25 protein-coding genes are annotated in these 16,104 nt (G+C 64.0%); 24 read left to right on the top strand and 1 reads right to left on the bottom strand.

The features are described 5' to 3' along the window. Window positions 1-4: 4 nt before the first annotated feature. The gene (locus ROS217_RS23245; protein WP_009819443.1) at window positions 5-664 is read right to left on the bottom strand and encodes a S24 family peptidase; all 660 of its coding nucleotides are present in this window, start codon (window positions 662-664) and stop codon (window positions 5-7) included. A gap of 89 nt (window positions 665-753) precedes the next feature. On the opposite strand from ROS217_RS23245, the gene ROS217_RS19100 reads away from it, so the two are divergent. From ROS217_RS19100 to ROS217_RS19215, 24 genes are all read left to right on the top strand, one after another. Then, window positions 754-1,005 carry a hypothetical protein gene (locus ROS217_RS19100; protein WP_009819444.1) on the top strand — a complete coding sequence of 84 codons (252 nt, stop codon included), beginning with the start codon at window positions 754-756 and terminating at the stop codon, window positions 1,003-1,005. After that, window positions 1,002-1,373, top strand: a complete 372-nt coding sequence (locus ROS217_RS24160) for a hypothetical protein (RefSeq protein WP_157046637.1) — start codon at window positions 1,002-1,004, stop codon at window positions 1,371-1,373. Before ROS217_RS19100 ends, ROS217_RS24160 begins: the two co-directional genes overlap by 4 nt. A gap of 391 nt (window positions 1,374-1,764) precedes the next feature. Beyond that, entirely contained in the window at window positions 1,765-1,935 is a 171-nt protein-coding gene (locus ROS217_RS24165; protein ID WP_157046638.1) for a hypothetical protein, read from the top strand. Continuing rightward, window positions 1,935-2,147 (top strand): hypothetical protein, encoded by a 213-nt coding sequence (locus tag ROS217_RS19115; protein WP_009819447.1) that lies wholly within the window; start codon window positions 1,935-1,937, stop codon window positions 2,145-2,147. Before ROS217_RS24165 ends, ROS217_RS19115 begins: the two co-directional genes overlap by 1 nt. Next, on the top strand, window positions 2,144-2,332 hold the full coding sequence (locus ROS217_RS19120) for a hypothetical protein (RefSeq protein ID WP_009819448.1): 189 nt from the start codon (window positions 2,144-2,146) through the stop codon (window positions 2,330-2,332). The genes ROS217_RS19115 and ROS217_RS19120 overlap by 4 nt, the downstream gene beginning before the upstream one ends. A 9-nt stretch (window positions 2,333-2,341) precedes the next feature. Continuing rightward, a complete protein-coding gene (locus tag ROS217_RS19125; protein ID WP_009819449.1) occupies window positions 2,342-3,175 on the top strand; it encodes a ParB/RepB/Spo0J family partition protein in 834 nt (277 codons plus the stop codon). After that, window positions 3,172-5,295: a transposase domain-containing protein gene (locus ROS217_RS19130; protein WP_009819450.1), complete on the top strand. Its 2,124-nt coding sequence runs from the start codon at window positions 3,172-3,174 to the stop codon at window positions 5,293-5,295. The genes ROS217_RS19125 and ROS217_RS19130 overlap by 4 nt, the downstream gene beginning before the upstream one ends. Window positions 5,296-5,313: 18 nt before the next feature. Further along, a complete protein-coding gene (locus ROS217_RS19135; RefSeq protein WP_009819451.1) occupies window positions 5,314-6,111 on the top strand; it encodes an AAA family ATPase in 798 nt (265 codons plus the stop codon). Continuing rightward, the gene (locus ROS217_RS19140) at window positions 6,108-6,641 is read left to right on the top strand and encodes a DNA glycosylase AlkZ-like family protein (RefSeq protein ID WP_009819452.1); all 534 of its coding nucleotides are present in this window, start codon (window positions 6,108-6,110) and stop codon (window positions 6,639-6,641) included. The genes ROS217_RS19135 and ROS217_RS19140 overlap by 4 nt, the downstream gene beginning before the upstream one ends. After that, window positions 6,638-7,012 carry a hypothetical protein gene (locus ROS217_RS19145; RefSeq protein ID WP_009819453.1) on the top strand — a complete coding sequence of 125 codons (375 nt, stop codon included), beginning with the start codon at window positions 6,638-6,640 and terminating at the stop codon, window positions 7,010-7,012. Before ROS217_RS19140 ends, ROS217_RS19145 begins: the two co-directional genes overlap by 4 nt. Continuing rightward, complete coding sequence (locus ROS217_RS19150) at window positions 6,999-7,349, top strand: hypothetical protein (protein WP_009819454.1); 351 nt, start codon at window positions 6,999-7,001, stop codon at window positions 7,347-7,349. The genes ROS217_RS19145 and ROS217_RS19150 overlap by 14 nt, the downstream gene beginning before the upstream one ends. Next, window positions 7,346-7,546 carry a hypothetical protein gene (locus ROS217_RS19155; protein ID WP_009819455.1) on the top strand — a complete coding sequence of 67 codons (201 nt, stop codon included), beginning with the start codon at window positions 7,346-7,348 and terminating at the stop codon, window positions 7,544-7,546. Before ROS217_RS19150 ends, ROS217_RS19155 begins: the two co-directional genes overlap by 4 nt. Window position 7,547: 1 nt before the next feature. Beyond that, window positions 7,548-8,198, top strand: a complete 651-nt coding sequence (locus ROS217_RS19160) for a DUF3164 family protein (RefSeq protein WP_009819456.1) — start codon at window positions 7,548-7,550, stop codon at window positions 8,196-8,198. A 4-nt stretch (window positions 8,199-8,202) separates the two neighbouring features. Then, window positions 8,203-8,655 carry a gp16 family protein gene (locus ROS217_RS19165; protein WP_009819457.1) on the top strand — a complete coding sequence of 151 codons (453 nt, stop codon included), beginning with the start codon at window positions 8,203-8,205 and terminating at the stop codon, window positions 8,653-8,655. Then, the gene (locus ROS217_RS19170; RefSeq protein WP_009819458.1) at window positions 8,652-8,903 is read left to right on the top strand and encodes a hypothetical protein; all 252 of its coding nucleotides are present in this window, start codon (window positions 8,652-8,654) and stop codon (window positions 8,901-8,903) included. Before ROS217_RS19165 ends, ROS217_RS19170 begins: the two co-directional genes overlap by 4 nt. Continuing rightward, window positions 8,893-9,282 (top strand): hypothetical protein, encoded by a 390-nt coding sequence (locus tag ROS217_RS19175; RefSeq protein ID WP_009819459.1) that lies wholly within the window; start codon window positions 8,893-8,895, stop codon window positions 9,280-9,282. The genes ROS217_RS19170 and ROS217_RS19175 overlap by 11 nt, the downstream gene beginning before the upstream one ends. A 41-nt stretch (window positions 9,283-9,323) precedes the next feature. Beyond that, window positions 9,324-9,935, top strand: coding sequence for a holin-associated N-acetylmuramidase (locus tag ROS217_RS19180; RefSeq protein ID WP_009819460.1), 612 nt, complete (start codon window positions 9,324-9,326; stop codon window positions 9,933-9,935). Continuing rightward, the gene (locus tag ROS217_RS19185) at window positions 9,926-10,498 is read left to right on the top strand and encodes a holin family protein (RefSeq protein WP_009819462.1); all 573 of its coding nucleotides are present in this window, start codon (window positions 9,926-9,928) and stop codon (window positions 10,496-10,498) included. The genes ROS217_RS19180 and ROS217_RS19185 overlap by 10 nt, the downstream gene beginning before the upstream one ends. Next, on the top strand, window positions 10,495-10,839 hold the full coding sequence (locus ROS217_RS19190; RefSeq protein ID WP_050766396.1) for a DUF2730 family protein: 345 nt from the start codon (window positions 10,495-10,497) through the stop codon (window positions 10,837-10,839). The genes ROS217_RS19185 and ROS217_RS19190 overlap by 4 nt, the downstream gene beginning before the upstream one ends. Further along, window positions 10,836-11,138 (top strand): VpaChn25_0724 family phage protein, encoded by a 303-nt coding sequence (locus ROS217_RS19195; RefSeq protein WP_009819464.1) that lies wholly within the window; start codon window positions 10,836-10,838, stop codon window positions 11,136-11,138. Before ROS217_RS19190 ends, ROS217_RS19195 begins: the two co-directional genes overlap by 4 nt. Window position 11,139: 1 nt before the next feature. After that, window positions 11,140-11,709, top strand: coding sequence for a phage protein Gp27 family protein (locus ROS217_RS19200; protein ID WP_009819465.1), 570 nt, complete (start codon window positions 11,140-11,142; stop codon window positions 11,707-11,709). Next, the gene (locus ROS217_RS19205; protein WP_009819466.1) at window positions 11,706-13,346 is read left to right on the top strand and encodes a hypothetical protein; all 1,641 of its coding nucleotides are present in this window, start codon (window positions 11,706-11,708) and stop codon (window positions 13,344-13,346) included. The genes ROS217_RS19200 and ROS217_RS19205 overlap by 4 nt, the downstream gene beginning before the upstream one ends. Before the next feature lies 1 nt (window position 13,347). Continuing rightward, on the top strand, window positions 13,348-14,841 hold the full coding sequence (locus tag ROS217_RS19210; protein WP_009819467.1) for a DUF935 domain-containing protein: 1,494 nt from the start codon (window positions 13,348-13,350) through the stop codon (window positions 14,839-14,841). Further along, window positions 14,834-16,093 (top strand): phage minor head protein, encoded by a 1,260-nt coding sequence (locus ROS217_RS19215; protein WP_040651769.1) that lies wholly within the window; start codon window positions 14,834-14,836, stop codon window positions 16,091-16,093. The genes ROS217_RS19210 and ROS217_RS19215 overlap by 8 nt, the downstream gene beginning before the upstream one ends. The last annotated feature ends 11 nt before the right edge of the window (window positions 16,094-16,104 follow it).

Consider the following 16,104-nt stretch of genomic DNA (forward strand, 5'->3'; position numbering starts at 1 on the left):
CCCCTCACCACGCATGCGATGACCAAACGATCTCACCTAGAATGCGAATGCGGTTCATATCTGGGCCCCGACGCGTTTCGGTGGGGTAATTCGGGTTGTCAGAGCTAAGAATGATCATCTCATTTTCAACCAGCTCGACACGCTTTACCCGCGAAGAACCATCTACATCGACCAGCGCATAGACGTGGCGATTACGGATCGTGGTTTTGCGTTGATCGATCATGACCACGTCGTCGTCACGAAGCATTGGGCACATACTATCGCCAGAGACGCGCATCAGACAGGCCTGGGACGGTGAAATATTGTGTTCGTTCAACCACTTGCGGCAGAAAGCAAGTGCGCCCTCATATGAAACCTCGCCATTCTCTACGCCCGCCCCGGCAGCAAGGCGGGCATCAAGGCGTAGGATCACGTCGAAATCATCATGTCCGAGTTGGGTTGTATAGACCGTGCCAGCTTCGCGCGGTGGGCCAAAATATAATTCCAGATCAAGCACTTCGGCCAGCCGTTCCAACGAAGCCCAATTATACCGCTTATCGCCGTCTCGCTTCATTCGAAAGTTCTTAATCAAAGACGGATGGCCGACGGCAAGCCGTGAGGCTTTAGCGTCTGAATAGCCCTTCTTTTTCAGGGCCTCATCTATCTGGTTAAGAATCACATCCATCTGATCACGATAGCCAGTAATGGCCAATTCGTAAACATAAAGCTTCTACTGGCTTGCATACACGGGCTAGTAGTGGCTATACTGATCTCATGAAACAGAGAGACGCCCTCATCACACTCGCCACCACGCTCTCCGCGCATCGCGGGGTAACGCATTATGCGATCTCCATGCGCGCCTTGGGTAAGGGCGATTTTTTCAAGAAAATGATCGAGTGCGGCTGGGATTGCCGCACTGCGACCGCCGAGCGCTTGCTCGCTTGGTTCAATGAGAATTGGGATCGGGACCTCGAATGGCCCCGCGACATCCCCCGCCCTTCCTCCAAGCAGGAGGGCGCATCATGAGCCTTGTCACTACCGAAAGCGAGGTCCGCGCAATCCGTTTAGCCTGCGCACGGGGCGAATTGCGCTTTTACGATTACAACTGGTCGGACTTCCGCCGCGCGAAAGGCATAAAGACGCTGGAAGATGAGCGCGAACTGTACGAGACGCGCCCTGTTTACGAATTCCACGAATTCACCGTCTGCTGCTACAAACGTATCCCGCTTCCTCGCCCGGTAGCGTTGGCCTTGGCGGGCGAGATAGCTTTTTGCATGGAACATGGGCTTAGCCATGCTGAATATGAAACGCGAAAATCGCTAATCCCAGGTCTAATCCGCGAAGTCCAACAGGCAGCTTTTCTAGAGCGCGTGAAGAGCGTGGAGGGGGCGTGATGTCAGATATCGTCCTATTCAGCTCTGACCTCAAAGAGTCGCGCTCACGTGCGGAGGCGAAGCGCAGAGGGTCGAAAGAGCCGGTCTCGGCGACACGCGCGAGCATGGGAAGCGCATCCGGGAGCGTGTCTTCGCCCGACAGTGTGCGGACTTCACCATCGCCGAGCAGTCGCCTGATCTCCACAAGCGCAGCAAGCGCCTCGCCCGGCGCAACATCAAAGTGTTTGCAAGCCATGTATTCGCGCCCGAGTACGCGGCGACAAATGGTGCTGACGACCTCAGAGCCGGTCAGTTCTCTCATGGGTTCCCTCCCTCGGTTTGTTGGCAACGACGATGGTAGGGCGCGCGCGGACGGGGTGTCGAGCCTCGTCCGCGCAACCGGGGGTGTAGCATGAACCTGCGGCCCGAACCCGAACGCAACCTTCCACCCGGAAGCGGCTTTGCCATAGCCTTCCTGTTCGCCCTCGTTTTTTGGGCCGTGGTTGCCACAGGCCTGTCCGTCGCAGTGCTGCGCCAAGGTGCCGCCCCTGAAACACCCCCTTCAACACAGGATTCAATGTGATGCGGATTTCCGATCTCATTCCCGATGCGGGCCAGTTGCAGGACGAGATCGCGGCCATTCCGCAGGCGCAGCGCGTGGCGTTGGCCCTGCAATTGGTGCGCGACATCGACGAGCCGTGTTGCGCGCTGCCGCTGATGCGCCTGAGCCGCTTGGCCGAGGATCATCATCTGTCGATCCGCAAGGAAGCGTTCGTTCGGGAGCATGCCCGATGATCCGCCGCTTTGCCCATAAGTTTCGTCTCCGCGCGCGTGCTGGCCTGTGCGCCGCGCGGCTCCTGCGCCCCGGCTGTGCCCAGTCTGCTTGCTCCGGCCGGGGCGTTTTTTCTGTCATCGGCGACGTGTTGGGGGTTTTGGCGATGTTCGTCCTGCTCTTTGCCCTCGCAAGTTTTGGCACGTGAGGCCTCAACATGATTGAACGCCTCACTACGATCATCGAATTACCGGTGAATACAGTTCGGATCGAAGGCCGCCTCCGTGACGTTTCACCGAGTGGCGTGGCCACTTTGGTCGAAGCGATCCGCGAGAATGGGTTCGTGGGCCGGATCACGGTGCGCCGCAAGAAGGACGGCGATTACGTGCTCGACGGCGCACACCGACTGACGGCGATGCGCGAACTGGGGGCCGAGGCGATCCCCTGCGACGTGGTGCGCTGCTCGGACGCCGAGGCGGCGATGTTCGAGATCGACGGCAACCTTGCAGGGGCCAATATGAGCACGCTCGACGAGGCCTATTTCCTCGCGCGACGGCGTGAGGCCGTCCAAAAGTTGCGCCCTGAATTGAAACGAGGTGGAGACCCGTCGCGTTGGTTCAAACTGAACTTCAGTTCACTTAGCGAAGTCATTGCCGAGAAACGCGGCGTCTCCCCTCGTCAAGTCTACAAGATTATGGCCGCCGGATCAAAGCTCTCGGCGCGGGATTATCAATTGCTGCGCAGCGCACCAAAGCCCATCGCGCTCGCCGACTTAATCGAAATCGGCAAGATCGAGGAGACGGTCGAGCGCTACGATGTGGTTGAGGTTCTGGCCGCAGGCGCAGCGAAGAGCGCCAAGGCCGCCCGCAAAGCTTATCGCGCCGCACGCGGCGAGGCTCCTGCCCCGGTCAGCGATAAAGATCAGAAGCTGTCACGCCTCTTGGACGCATGGGACCGCGCGGGCAAGCGCGAACGCCGGGCCTTCCTTGAAGAGCGCAGCGCAGAGGTTGCGGCGCTCCTTGGCGAGCTTGACCAAGGGGATGCGGAATGATTGGCCCAGCCCCTGCGCAGGAGTGGTGGAGCGCTGCCGATCTGGCGGAGGCCGGATTGCCCGACCTGCCCGGCACCAAGCGCAAGATCAACCTATTGGCAGAGCGCGAGGGCTGGGCGCGGCATGCGGGGAAGGTGCGGCGACGCAAAGGAGCGGGAGGCGGCGTCGAGTATCACTGGAGCCTCTTGCCTATCCGCGCCCGCATGCGTTTGAGCGCGGATTTGGTCAACTCCCCTGCGGCCCGGCCCGGCAAAGACGAGGCGTGGGAACGCTATGCGGCGGCGGGCGACAAGGCCCGCACTGAGGCCGAGGCGCGGCTGGAGGCCATTGCCGAGGTCGAGTTGCTGGTAGGAGCCGGGCTGACACGCTCAGCCGCTGTGCGCGAGGTGGCACGAAAGTTAGGACGGTCCGAGAAATCCCTCTGGAATTACCTCGGGCAGGTCGAGGGAGTAGCCCCCGCCGACCGGCTGGCCTACCTGATCGACGGGCGCGCGGTGCGGCGTGCCCCCGCCCAGCGGGGCGATGTCGACCCGGCCTTTCTGGCACTGGTGCGCAGCGATTGGCTGCGCCTGTCGCAACCCTCTCTCACCAGTTGCTATGACCGCGCCGTGCGCGTCTGGACCTCCGAGCGGCGCAACAGCGCTGTGCCGCCCCTTCATCAGGTGCGGCGCTGGATCAAGGCCAACGTCTCCGCCCCGACTGAAACCTACCTTCGCAAGGGCGAGCAGGCACTCCGCCGCCTCTATCCCGCGCAGGTGCGCAGCAAGGCCTTTATGGTCCCGCTGGAATGTGTCCAGGGCGATTATCACAAGTTCGACGTGTTCGTGCGCTGGCCCGGCATCGACACACCCGTGCGACCGCAGATGATGGTCTGGTCGGACGTCTATTCCGGCAAGCTTTTGGCATGGCGCCTGTCGGACACCGCCAACAGCCACACCGTGCAGCTTGTGACCGGTGATCTGATCCGGACCTATGGCATTCCGCAATCGGTTCTGATCGACAATGGCCGCGAATTCGCCGCCAAGGCGATGACGGGCGGCACGCCAACCCGGTTTCGGTTCAAGGTCACGGACGAGGATATTCCCGGGCTCTTGCCGCTCTTGGGCGTGCATGTCCACTGGGCCACGCCCTATTCGGGGCAATCCAAACCTATCGAGCGCGCCTTTCGCGATCTCTGCGACCGGGTGGCCAAGCATCCCGCCTTTGACGGGGCCTATACGGGCAACAAACCAACGGCAAAGCCTGAAGATTACGGCACCCGCGCCATCCCGCTCGACGAGTTCCGCCTCGTTTTGGAAGAGGAGCTTGCGCATCACAACGCCCGCCCCGGTCGGCGTAGTGAAGTCGCCATGGGGCGGTCGTTCAACGAGGTGTTCAACGAGGGCTATGCGCGCGCCACGATCAAACGCGCGACCGACGAGCAGCTGCGCCTCTGGCTCCTACGGGCCGAGGGAGTGCGGGCCAAGACCAGCAATGGCGCGCTGAAGCTCTACGACACGGAATACTGGTCCGAGTGGATGTACCGGATCGCAGGGGAAAAGGTGGTTGCGCGGTTCGACGCGGATGATTTGACAGCCGGGCTCGAGGTTTATGATCTGGCGGGCCGGTATCTCGGCCATGCCAAGTGTCTCAAGGACGCCAAGTTCCGCGACGTCGAGGCCGCACGCGATCACAACCGAAAGCGCAAGACGTGGATGCGCGCGCAGCGCGACGAGGCCAAGGCGGCACGCGAGTTGACGGCGGCAGAGGTGGCGGCGCGGGTGCGCGCAGCCTCGGGGTTGGCGGCAGACGAACCGCTGCCCGAGGCGCAGGTGCATCAGCTGGTCACGCCGCATCGGGCCGCCCCCAAACGGCGGCGCACTCAAAGCGTTGAGGAGATCGAGCATCTGGCGGAAATCGACGCCCGCGTGATGCGCCTCGCCGAGCATCGCACCCGCCCTGTTGAGGCCGATGCCGACGATCCCAAAGCCCTGTTTCTGCGTGCCCGCGCCCTCGAGACCGCGCAGGCGGAGGGAGAGACGCTGACGCAGGCGCAGGCCGATTGGCTTGCCGACTATCAGCAGAGTTCCGACTACCGCACCCAGCTGCGCATGGAGCGTCGCTTTGGTGCCCAAGAGTAACAAGAAAAGGAGAGCAGCATGACCCCATCCATTGCGCCCCTGCGAAACGTCGCAGCGCTGATTGGCCTTGTCGATCGTGTTCAGACCCGCGCCTTTGGCTTGCCCGGCATGGCCACGTTCTACGGCCCCTCCGGCTGGGGCAAGACCACCGCCGTGACGGTCGCAGCCAATGAATATCAGGCCCATGTTGTCCAGGTCAAAGACTGCTGGACACCAACTTATCTGGCGCAAGCGATCCTGCGCGAAATCGGCCTGCCGTCCCAACGCGGCGTGGCCGCTATGGTGGATGCCATCGGCGCGCAGCTTGCCCGCAGCGACCGCCCGCTCATCATCGACGACGCGCAATACCTCCTGCGCAAGCGGATGATCGAGCTGGCCCGAGACATCTATGAGAGCTGTCAGGCCCCGGTCATTCTGGTGGGCGAAGAAAAGCTGCCGCAGGACCTCACCCGCTGGGAGAACATCCACAACCGCCAGCTCGCATGGGAACCCGCCCTCGCCTGCAACCTCTCGGACGCAGAAAAGCTCGCGCCGATCTACGCGGCAGGCATCGACGTCGGCGCTGACCTGCTCGGGGCCATCGTCGACGCCTCGGGCGGCTCGATCCGCCGGGTGGCGATCAACCTTGCCCGCGCCAAGGAACTGGCCATGGGCCGGGGGCGGCGGTTGGCCGACCTCGAGCTTTGGGGCAACAGGATCTTTGACACCGGCCAGCCCCCGGCCGTCCGGCGGGTCGACGATTTCCGCCCCGTCGCCCCACGCGCCCCCGAAAAGATCGTGCCGCTCGCAGCTGAGAAGAAGGCAGGCCGGGCATGAGTGACCTCTTTGATCGCCTTTGGACGCAAGTCCGCGAGCTTGAAGAGTTCGACTGGCAGGCCGTGTCCAGGCTCGGCTGCAGCCGCGAGAACGCCGTGCGCTACCTGCGCCACTGGCGGGACGCGGGTAAGATCCGCGTGAGCCGCGTCACCCGCAATGGCAAACGCTGGTATGCCCCCACAGACCGCCCCCTGCCCGGCCCGCAGCCGGTCTCTGGCGAGGCCACGCCTGAGGGCAATATGTGGCGCGCCATGCGCACGCTGCGGCATAGCTTCAGCCCCGTCGACATCGCAGCCCATGCCAATGCAGGCGGCGTCGCCGTCACCGTCGAGAAGGCCCGCGCCTATTGCCGCCAGCTCTTGGCCTCCGAGCATCTGCGCGTGGTCGAAATGGCCATCCCCGGCCGTCGCGAAGCGCTCTATCGCCTTGTCGAGGATACCGGCCCGCGCGCGCCCAAACCGGTGCGTCTGGCGGGCATCCTCGATCCCAACACCGGCGAATTTGCCCCCGCGAAAGGTGGTGCGGCATGAGCGCGCTCGACACGGCCCGGGAATTTTGGGGCGAGGATTTGCCCGATTGGGTGGCCGCCTTGGCGCGCGCCTGCGACGAGACCAGCCAAAACAAGGTCGCGGTCAAGATGGAGCGCAGCGCGACGCTCGTGTCGAACATCCTGCGCAACCGCTACCCAGCGGACACCAGCATCGTCGAGGACGTCGTGCGCGGGCATTTCATGCGCGCGGTGGTCAACTGCCCCGCCTTGGGCGAGATCGGCAAACAGGTCTGTCGCAAGTGGCGCGGGAAGGCTGCGCAGTTCGAGAACGTGAACTCGCAGACCGTCACCATGTACCGCGCCTGCAATCGGTGTCCCATCCACAAGGGGGCCGACGATGACGCGGCATGACGACAGTCTCGATGCGCCGGTGTCGGCGCTGGCCACTCAGGGCGTGCCCGCCAGTGAGATCGCGCGCCGCCTTGATGTCACGACCCAGCGTGTTCACTCCGTGCTGCACTACCTGCGCCGCCACGGGGCCGCGTTCCCGCCTGTCCGGCTGGGCAAACCCTGTGGGCCTCAAGGCGCGCAGCTGACCCGGCTCAACGCCGACGTCCGGGGCGCGCTCGAGCCGCATGCCATCGCGCGGGGCATGGAGACCAAGGCCCTCGCCGTCCGCATTCTCGAGGTCGTGATCCGCGACAATCTGATCGACGCCATTCTTGACGACAAGGAGACCGACGCATGAACGCCCCAGAAATCGCCCGCTGGAGCCCCGACGAGATGCTGCGCCTCGCGGCCTCGGGCGTGGCCAAGGTGGACCTCCTTGGCCCGCGCGGCAGCACGCTTTGCTCGATGGACGAGATCGCCGCAATGGCCGCCGTCTGCGCCCTCCATGGCGTGGGTCCACGCCTGCTTTCAACACCCCCTTCAACAGGAGAGTAAAATGTCTGAATTCACCCCCCTTTCGATCCCGGACGGACGTCGCGAAATCGACGGTAATATCTATATGGGCGACGGCCGGGGCGGCTGGCAGCCGCTCGAGACCATCAAGCCGCAACACATGCTCGAGGATGAGACCGTCCGCAAGATTGTCAGCTACGGCCTGCCGCTGTCCGAACAGGTGAAGCGTTTCAAGGCCCATACCTTCGACGACATTGGCGCATTCGAGGCGATCCTTGCGCAGGAATATGATGCCAGGATCGGCGGCAAGAAGGGCAACAAGACGCTGATGAGCGTCGATCAGCTCTATAAGGTCGAGGTGCGCGTGTCGGACCGGATTGACTTCGGCCCCGAGCTACAGACGGCAAAGCAGCTCTTTGACGAATGCCTGAATGAGTGGTCTGCCGAGGCGCGCGCCGAGCTGCGCGGCCTTGTGACCGATGCCTTCAACACTGACAAGCAGGGGCAGATCAACCGCGCTCTGATCTTCATGCTCCTGCGCCGCGACAGCACCGATCCGCGCTGGAAACGCGGGCAGGACGCGATCCGGGATGCAATGCGCACCGTCGGCTCAAAGACCTATGTGCGGTGCTGGCACCGGGCGGCGCATGACGCACCATGGGAGCCGATCACCATCGATCTGGCAAAGGTCTGAGCCGATGAACCGCGCCCTGCAACACCTGATCTTTGCGGCCTGCCGTCAGTTGGGCCTCGACGAGGACGCGCGCCGGGATTTGCAGGTCAGCGTCACGGGCAAAGCCTCCTTGCGCGACATGAACGACGGCGAGTTGAAGCTCGTCGTCAACCGGCTGAAGCAGGCCGGGTTCGAAGATCGCCCCCGCAACCCGCGCCACAAGCCTGCACCGCGCGCCGATCTGCGCATGATCCATGTGCTTTGGCGCAAGCTCGGGCAATCCGGCGCACTCCGCGACCCCTCCCGCGTCGGGCTTAACAAGTTCATCCGCGCGCGGTTCGGCGCTGTCTGGGGGTCGGTCCCGGCCGATGTCGACATGCTGCGCGAGTGGAAGCTGATCGACGACGTGATCCAAGCGCTCAAGTCCTGGGGCGAGCGACAGAACATCGACTTCGACTGGGAGGATCACCGCCGGTGAAGAAGCCCCGCCACCCCGCCTCTGACCATGCCGTGATCCGCTATCTCGAGCGGGTCAAGGGCGTGGATATCGACGCGGTGCGCCGCGAGATCGGGCGCGTGGTGGATCAAGGTCTCGCGGCCGGAGCCTGCGGCGTGATCAGCAACGGGTTCGTCTACAGGATCGAGGGCGGGTGCGTTGTGACCGTGACCCGGCGTCATACGCCACACCCGGGGCGGCGGCGCAGGAAGGTGCCCAATGGAGAATGAACCTCTCTGGGTCGACGAGATGCGCGCCGATGTGGGCGACGCCCCGGTCGAGCGTTTCTTGCTCCGCGCTGGCGGCATGCGCCTTTATGTGCCCGGCACGCGAAAGACCAAAAGCCAGCTGATGGCGCTTGGAGGGCCGGATATTGCCAGATGGATTTCCGACCGCTACGCTGGTGACTACGTGGACGTGCCCTCCATCCGGGCGCAGACCCGAGACGGTCTGAGACACGCGCTGCGCGAGGCACCGGATACGCCGGTCAATGAACTGGCCAACCGCTTTGGCGTGACCGCCCGCCGCGTTTTGCAGGTCAAGGCGGCGCTGGCAGAGGAGGAAGAGCCACCCCTCCTCAAGGTCATGCGAAGGGCTTCATCTGAATAAGCTGTGCGTCCCTCTTTATCCTGATGGGAAAGGGGGCACCCATGCAAACAGTCCGAACCATTGCCGAAGAGATTGTCGCCCGCGAAGGCGGCTTCGTGAATGACCCCTCCGACCCCGGCGGGGTCACCAACTTTGGCGTCACGATCCACACCATGCGCAGCTTGGGCCTTGATCTCGACCGCGACGGTGACGTGGACGTGGCCGACGTGCGCCTCATGACCCGCGCCCGCGCCGTCGATATTTTCATCGAGCACTATTTCGTGCGGCCGCGCATCGCGGAACTGCCTGAGGCTCTGCAGGCGAGCGTCTTCGACATGCAGGTCAACGCAGGCTCCAATGCCGTGAAAATCCTGCAGCGCCTCGTGACAGACATGGGGTTTCCCGCCACGGTCGACGGCGTGATCGGCCCGGCCACTTTGCGCACGGTGCGCGCCGCCCATGACGCGGCCCCGGCCCATATCGCCGACGCCTACGCAATCGCCCGGCGCAACTACTACCTCCGCCTCGCCGATACGCGGCCCGCAAGCCGCAAGTTCGCGCGTTCGCGCACGGGCGGCAAAGGCGGCTGGATCAAGCGCGCCGAGGAATTCATGTCAGCGCGCTACCGCATGACGGACGCAGATTTCAAAGAGAGGGTGGCATCATGGGGCTGATCAAGTTTCTGGGGGCGCTCTTTGGAGGAGGCCGCAATGTGATCGCCGAGACGGCCGAGGTCTTTCGGCCCAATGCCGAGAAGGCGGACATGCGCGAGGCCGCGTTTCAGCAGGCGGCACTTTCCCAAATGGCGGCGGAGTTCACCGGTGCGCCGGGTCTTTGGCGGCAGTTCGTGGACGGTCTCAACCGCCTGCCGCGTCCGGCCATGGCCTTTGGCTGCATTTTCCTCTTCTGGTCGGCCATGTCCGACCCGGTCTGGTTTGCCGAACGGATGACCGGCCTCGCCCTCGTGCCCGAACCGCTCTGGGCGCTGATGGGGGCCATTGTTGCCTTCTACTTCGGCGCGCGCGAGTTGCATAAGTTCCGGGGCACATCGATGCAAAAGGAGGCCGTGCGGATCATCGCGCAGGCCCCGCAAGTGGCGCGCAGCGTCGCCCAATTGCAGGCGCTGCGCGCCGACAGCCCGGGTGCGGCCGATACAGGACCAGACGCCGAGGTCGCCTTGGCCGCCGTCCAAGTGACGGACAACCCGGCGCTCGACGACTGGAAGCGCTCGGCATGATGGATTGGGACCTCTTCTGGAAGGGGCTGGGCGTCGTCTTTCCGATGCTGGTGGCGCTTTACACATTCATCGCCACGCGCCGCAAAGACCTCGGCCAGACGCTCGCGGAAGGACACGAGCGGATGGACCGGCACGAGGTCCGGATTTCCCGGCTCGAGCAGGCGGTGCAGAACATGCCCGGCAAGGATGACATGCACGCGCTCCAGCTCGAATTGGTCAGACAGACCGGGTCGATGGAGAAGATGGCCGCCGTCATGGAAGGCAACGCGATGATCACCGCGCGGCTAGAGGCCATCGTGTCACGGCACGAACAACACCTGCTAAACGGAGGCAAGACGTGAGCGATTATCAGGCAACCTTGCGCAAACACCGCCGCCTCGCAATTCTGCGGCATCTCGAACAGGTCTCGGGCTACACCGCCAATGCCTCGATCCTGCGCGACGTGCTCAATGGCGTGGGCGTGGGCTCCACCTTTGACCAGGTGACCACCGAACTGGCATGGCTGCAAGAGGTGGGCATGGTGACGGTGGCCGACCACGGCGACTTTGTCATTGCCGAGGCCACGCGGCGCGGCATCGAGGTCGCGCGCGGCGAGGCCGTGCATCCGGATATCCAGCGTCCAAGCGCGCGGAGGCTCTGACATGCCCCCGCCCCGCAAGGTCGAGCTGCTCCCCGCCGAGCTGCGCCAGTGGCTGCATGATTGGTGGAAAGCCAAAGGGTTTCACGGCTACGAGGAGCTGGCCGAGGAATTGAACTTCCGCCTCGCGGAGGACGGGCTCGAGCTGCGCATCGGCAAGAGCGCGCTGCATGCTTACGGTCAGGAATACGAGCAATTCGTCAAGCTGCAGGACGAGGCCGGAGCCTGGGCGCAACAATGGCTCGCCGACAATGACCTCTCGGAAGAGGCCGACCGGCATCGCGTCCTGTTCCAGATGATGACAAGCGTGGCCTTCAAGGTTCTGAAATCGCAGATGAGCAAAGAGGGCGAGGACATCGACCCGCGCGAGCTGCATTTCTTGGGCAAGATGATGAAGGACATAATGTCGAGCGCGGGCATTCGCGAGCAGCTGATGGTCAAGGAACGCGCCCGCATTGCCGCCGAGGAGCGGGCCAATGCCGTCGAGGCACTGGACAGCGCCCGCGATGAGTTGGGACTCTCCAGCGACGTCATCGGCACGCTGCGCCGGGAGTTTCTGGGGGTGCGCGCGTGACCACCCCCGTCCTCACCCGCGACCCCGACGCGCTCCCCGAAGAACTGCCGCGTGGCTCGGAAATCCCCGAGAGTCTAGATCCGCTGGCCGACGGCATCCTGATGGCGCATCAACGCTCCTGGCTGGCCGACGAGAGCGATCTCAAGCTTTGCGAGAAGGGTCGCCGCACGGGCATCACCTTTGCCGAGATGCTGGGCTGCGCCCTCATTGCTGCCGCCGCACGTGGCGCGGGCGGGCAAAACTGCTTTTACATCGGCGACACCAAGGACAAGGGCCGCGAGGCCATCGGCTATGTCGCGCATTTCTCGCGGGTGATCGCGGGGGCCGCCCACCCCATCGAGGAGTTTCTCTTCGAGGATCAACAGCCCGACGGCACCACCAAGTTCATCTCGGCCTACCGGGTGCGCTTTGCCTCCGGGTTCCGCGTCGAGGCGCTAAGCTCCAACCCCGCCAATATCCGGGGCCTTCAGGGCACCGTGGTGATCGACGAGGCCGCTTTTCACAAGGACGTGCGCGAGGTGATCGACGCCGTGAATGCCATGCTGATCTGGGGCGGCAAGGTCCGGATCATCTCGACCCACAACGGCTATCTCAACGCCTTTAACGAGCTGATCCGCGAGGCGCGCGCGGGCAAGAACGGCTTTGCCGTGCATCGCTACACCTTTGGCGATGCGGTCGCCAACGGGCTCTATAAACGCGTCTGCATGATGCAGGGCAAGGATTGGAGCGCAGAGGCCGAGGCCGCGTGGGAGGCCAGTGTTCGCCGCGCTTACGGCTCACGCGAGGCCGCCATGCGCCAAGAGCTTGACGCCGAACCCGCCGAGATGGAGGGCGCGGCCCTCACGCGCGTGCAGATCGAAGCCTGCATGGCCAAGGGCATCCCGTTCCACCGCTGGACACAGCCCGACAGCTTCAAGAACGCCGACGAGGCGGTGCGCAAGGCCGCCGCTGTCGCTTGGTGTAAAACCCACCTTGAACCCGTGCTTGAAACCCTCGATCGAACCCGCCCGCATTTCATGGGCGAGGACTTTGCGCGCTCGGGCGACGCGACCGACATCATCATTCTCGAGCAGGGCGTCGATCTCACCCGGCGCACCAAGCTCATCGTCGAGCTGCGCAACATTCCCTTTGACCAGCAGCGCGACGTGCTCTTCTGGCTGCTCGACCGCCTGCCCAATTTCCAGAAAGGCGCGATGGACCGCACCGGCAACGGGGCCTATCTCGCCGAGGTCGCAGCACAACGCTACGGCGCGCGGATCGTCGAGGTCTCGTTCACGAGGGCATGGTACGAGCTCGAAATGCCGCCCTATATCGAGGCCTTCTCGGATCGCACCATCGTTCTGCCAGCGCATGAGGACGTGCTGCGCGACCACCAGGCGCTGCAATACACGAACGGCATCATCCGCGTGCCCGAGAATTTCCGCTTCAAAGGCTCAGACGGTCTCGACCGGCACGGCGACAGCGCCATCGCAGGCGCGCTCGCCTGGCATGCGAGCAATCAGGACGTGGTGCCGATGGAGTTTCAATCGACCGGGCGGCGCACCGCTTTAACGGCCGAGGATTTCACCAGCCCTCTCGGCGGGCGGCGCATGGGCTTTACCCGTGGGGGTGGCGGTTTGGACTTCGGAGGGTTCTGAGATGGCGAGAAAGACCAGCACCATGCGGCTGCGGTCTGTGCGGATGCGCAACCCGATGGAGCTCGCGGGCATTCAGGGTGGCCGCGACATCACCCGCCCGTGGATCGGCCCGCTGCTCGAGCCGACGGACCCGATCCTGCGCACCCGGGGCGGCGGCAGTTTCGACATCTACAAGCCCATCCTGACAGACCCGCAGGTCAAATCGGTGATGACGCAGCGCATCTCGGCCGTCACCAGTCGGGAATGGGAGGTGGTACCGGGCGAGGATACGGCAGCAGGCAAACGCGCGGCCGACTGGCTGCGGGAGGAGCTCGCGGCCCTAAAGTTCGACCGGCTGACCGAGAAAATGCTCTGGGGCCTCTTCTATGGCTATTCCGTCGCCGAACAGATGTTTCGCCGCGACGGGCAGCTCTGGGGCTGGGAGGAAATCCGCGTCCGTGACCGCGTGCGGTTTCGCTTTGATGAGGAGTGCGGCCTGCGCCTGCTGACCATGTCCAACATGCTCACAGGCGAGGAGATGCCGCCCGAGAAGTTCTGGGTCTTCTCGACCGGCGCGGATCACGACGATGAGCCTTATGGGCTGGGCCTCGCGCATTGGCTCTATTGGCCGGTCTGGTTCAAACGCAACGGGCTGAAGCTCTGGCTCATTGCCCTCGACAAATTCGGCATGCCGACCGCGCGGGGCAAGTATCCGTCTCAGGCAACCGCCGAGGAGCAAAAAACGCTGCTCGAGGCGGTTCTGGCCATCCGCTCGGAAGCCGGGATCATCATCCCCGACGGCATGGATATCGAGCTTTTGTCGGCACCCGCGGGTGCCAGTTCTCTGGATTATCAAAAGCTGCACGACACGATGGATGCCGCGATCTCCAAGATCGTGCTGTCGCAGACCATGACCACCGACAATGGCTCGAGCCGGTCGCAGGCCGAGGTGCATGACGACGTGGGCGACGCCGTCAAGAAATCCGATGCCGATCTCGTCTGCCAATCCTTCAATGAGGGACCTGTCGCACGATTGTGTGAATTCAACTTTCCCGGTGTTGCGCCGCCACGGGTCTGGCGCAAGATGGAAGACCCGGAGGATACAACCGCCGCCGTCGACCGCGATGAGAAGCTGCATCGCATCGGCTGGCAGATGACCGAGGATCGCGTCAAGGAGACCTATGGCGACGGCTATGAGCGCACAGCACCTCCCGAGCCTACCCCACCAGGGGAAGACCCGCCCGAGGCTGGTTTTGCCGAGCATGACGGCGCAATCTCGGGCTCCGTTGGCGCGGTGGTCGACCGGCTGGCTGAAGAAGCCTCAGCCCCCATGCTGGCGATACTCGAACAGGTCGAGACGATGCTGGAGACTGCGTCCAGCCTCGCCGAGTTCCGCGAGCATCTGCTGACAGGCTTCCCCGACCTCGACGACACGGCGCTGCGGGACGTGATTGCAACGGCCCTCACGGCCGCCCATGCCGGAGGCCGCGCTGCTCTGGAGGAAGACAGTGGCTGACCTCAGCACCACGTTCCGCCGTCCGTTTCGCGAGCAGATCGCGGCCTTTCGCTTGCGGCTGGGCGACCTCGTTCCAACGGCGCGGTGGGATGACATTACCCGCGCCCAGCACGACCGCGCCTTCATGGTGGCCGGGGCGCAAAAGGCGGACCTGCTGGCCGATCTGGCGGCCGCCGTCGACAAGGCCATCTCGCAAGGCACCTCGCTCGAGGAATTCCGGCGCGATTTTCGCGCCACCGTCACCCGGCGCGGCTGGCACGGCTGGACGGGTGAAGGCAGCACGCGCGGCGAGGCGTGGCGCACCCGGGTGATCTACCGCACGAACATCGCGACCAGCTACGCGGCCGGGCGCATTGCGCAGCTCATCGAGGGCAACTTCGCCTTCTGGGTCTACCGGCACGGCGGATCAACCGAGCCGCGCGTGATCCATTTGGGGTGGGACGGGCTGGTCTTGCCGCCTGACCATCCGTTCTGGATCACCCATGGCCCACCCAACGGCTGGGGCTGCAGTTGCTATGTGATCGGCGCGCGCTCTGAGGACGGCGCGCGTCGTCGCGGCGGCGACCCAGACAAGCGCCTACCTAACGATTGGCAGTCGCGGGACCCGCGCACTGGCGCGCCAAAAGGGATCGACAAGGGCTGGGATTACACACCCGGGGCCAGCGTGGCGGATGACATCCGGACGATGGCAGCCAAGGTCGTCGACTGGCGGTATAACCTCGCGGTGGCCTACATGACCAGCCTACCGGACAGGACACGGGACCTTCTGATAGAAGGATACCGGGGCCTGCCGTCCCTAGCCGATCACATCCGGCGATACGCGGCGCGCGTCGAGGCGGCGAACACCGTCGCCGCGCGAAGGACAATCTCGGAAACGGAGCCGATCCAGTCCCTCGGGCTGATGACCACCGCACAGGCCCGGCTCTACCGCGAGGGCGCGCAGCGCGATCTGGACCGTTACGACGTGGCCATTGACGCTGATGCCATCCGGCATGTTTTTGCCCGCCACGGGAACCGGGAGCGCGAAGCCGCGCGGGGGCAGATAGCTGTCACCCCGGCAGATTTGGGTCGGTTGCCAGAGATGTTTCAGAACCCGGACAGTTTTGAATGGATGGATGCCCGTAGTGTACAATCAAGGGTCTTGCGCCTGACCAAGGCAATTGGTGCTCGGCGCTATATCGCGCATTTCGTCTTGCGGCCGCGTCGCCAGCGGCTCGTGCTCTTGACGTATTGGGTGGAAAACATCGGCTGACCTCTCCCGTA

The sequence above is a fragment of the Roseovarius sp. 217 genome, from assembly GCF_000152845.1.
GTDB lineage: Bacteria > Pseudomonadota > Alphaproteobacteria > Rhodobacterales > Rhodobacteraceae > Roseovarius.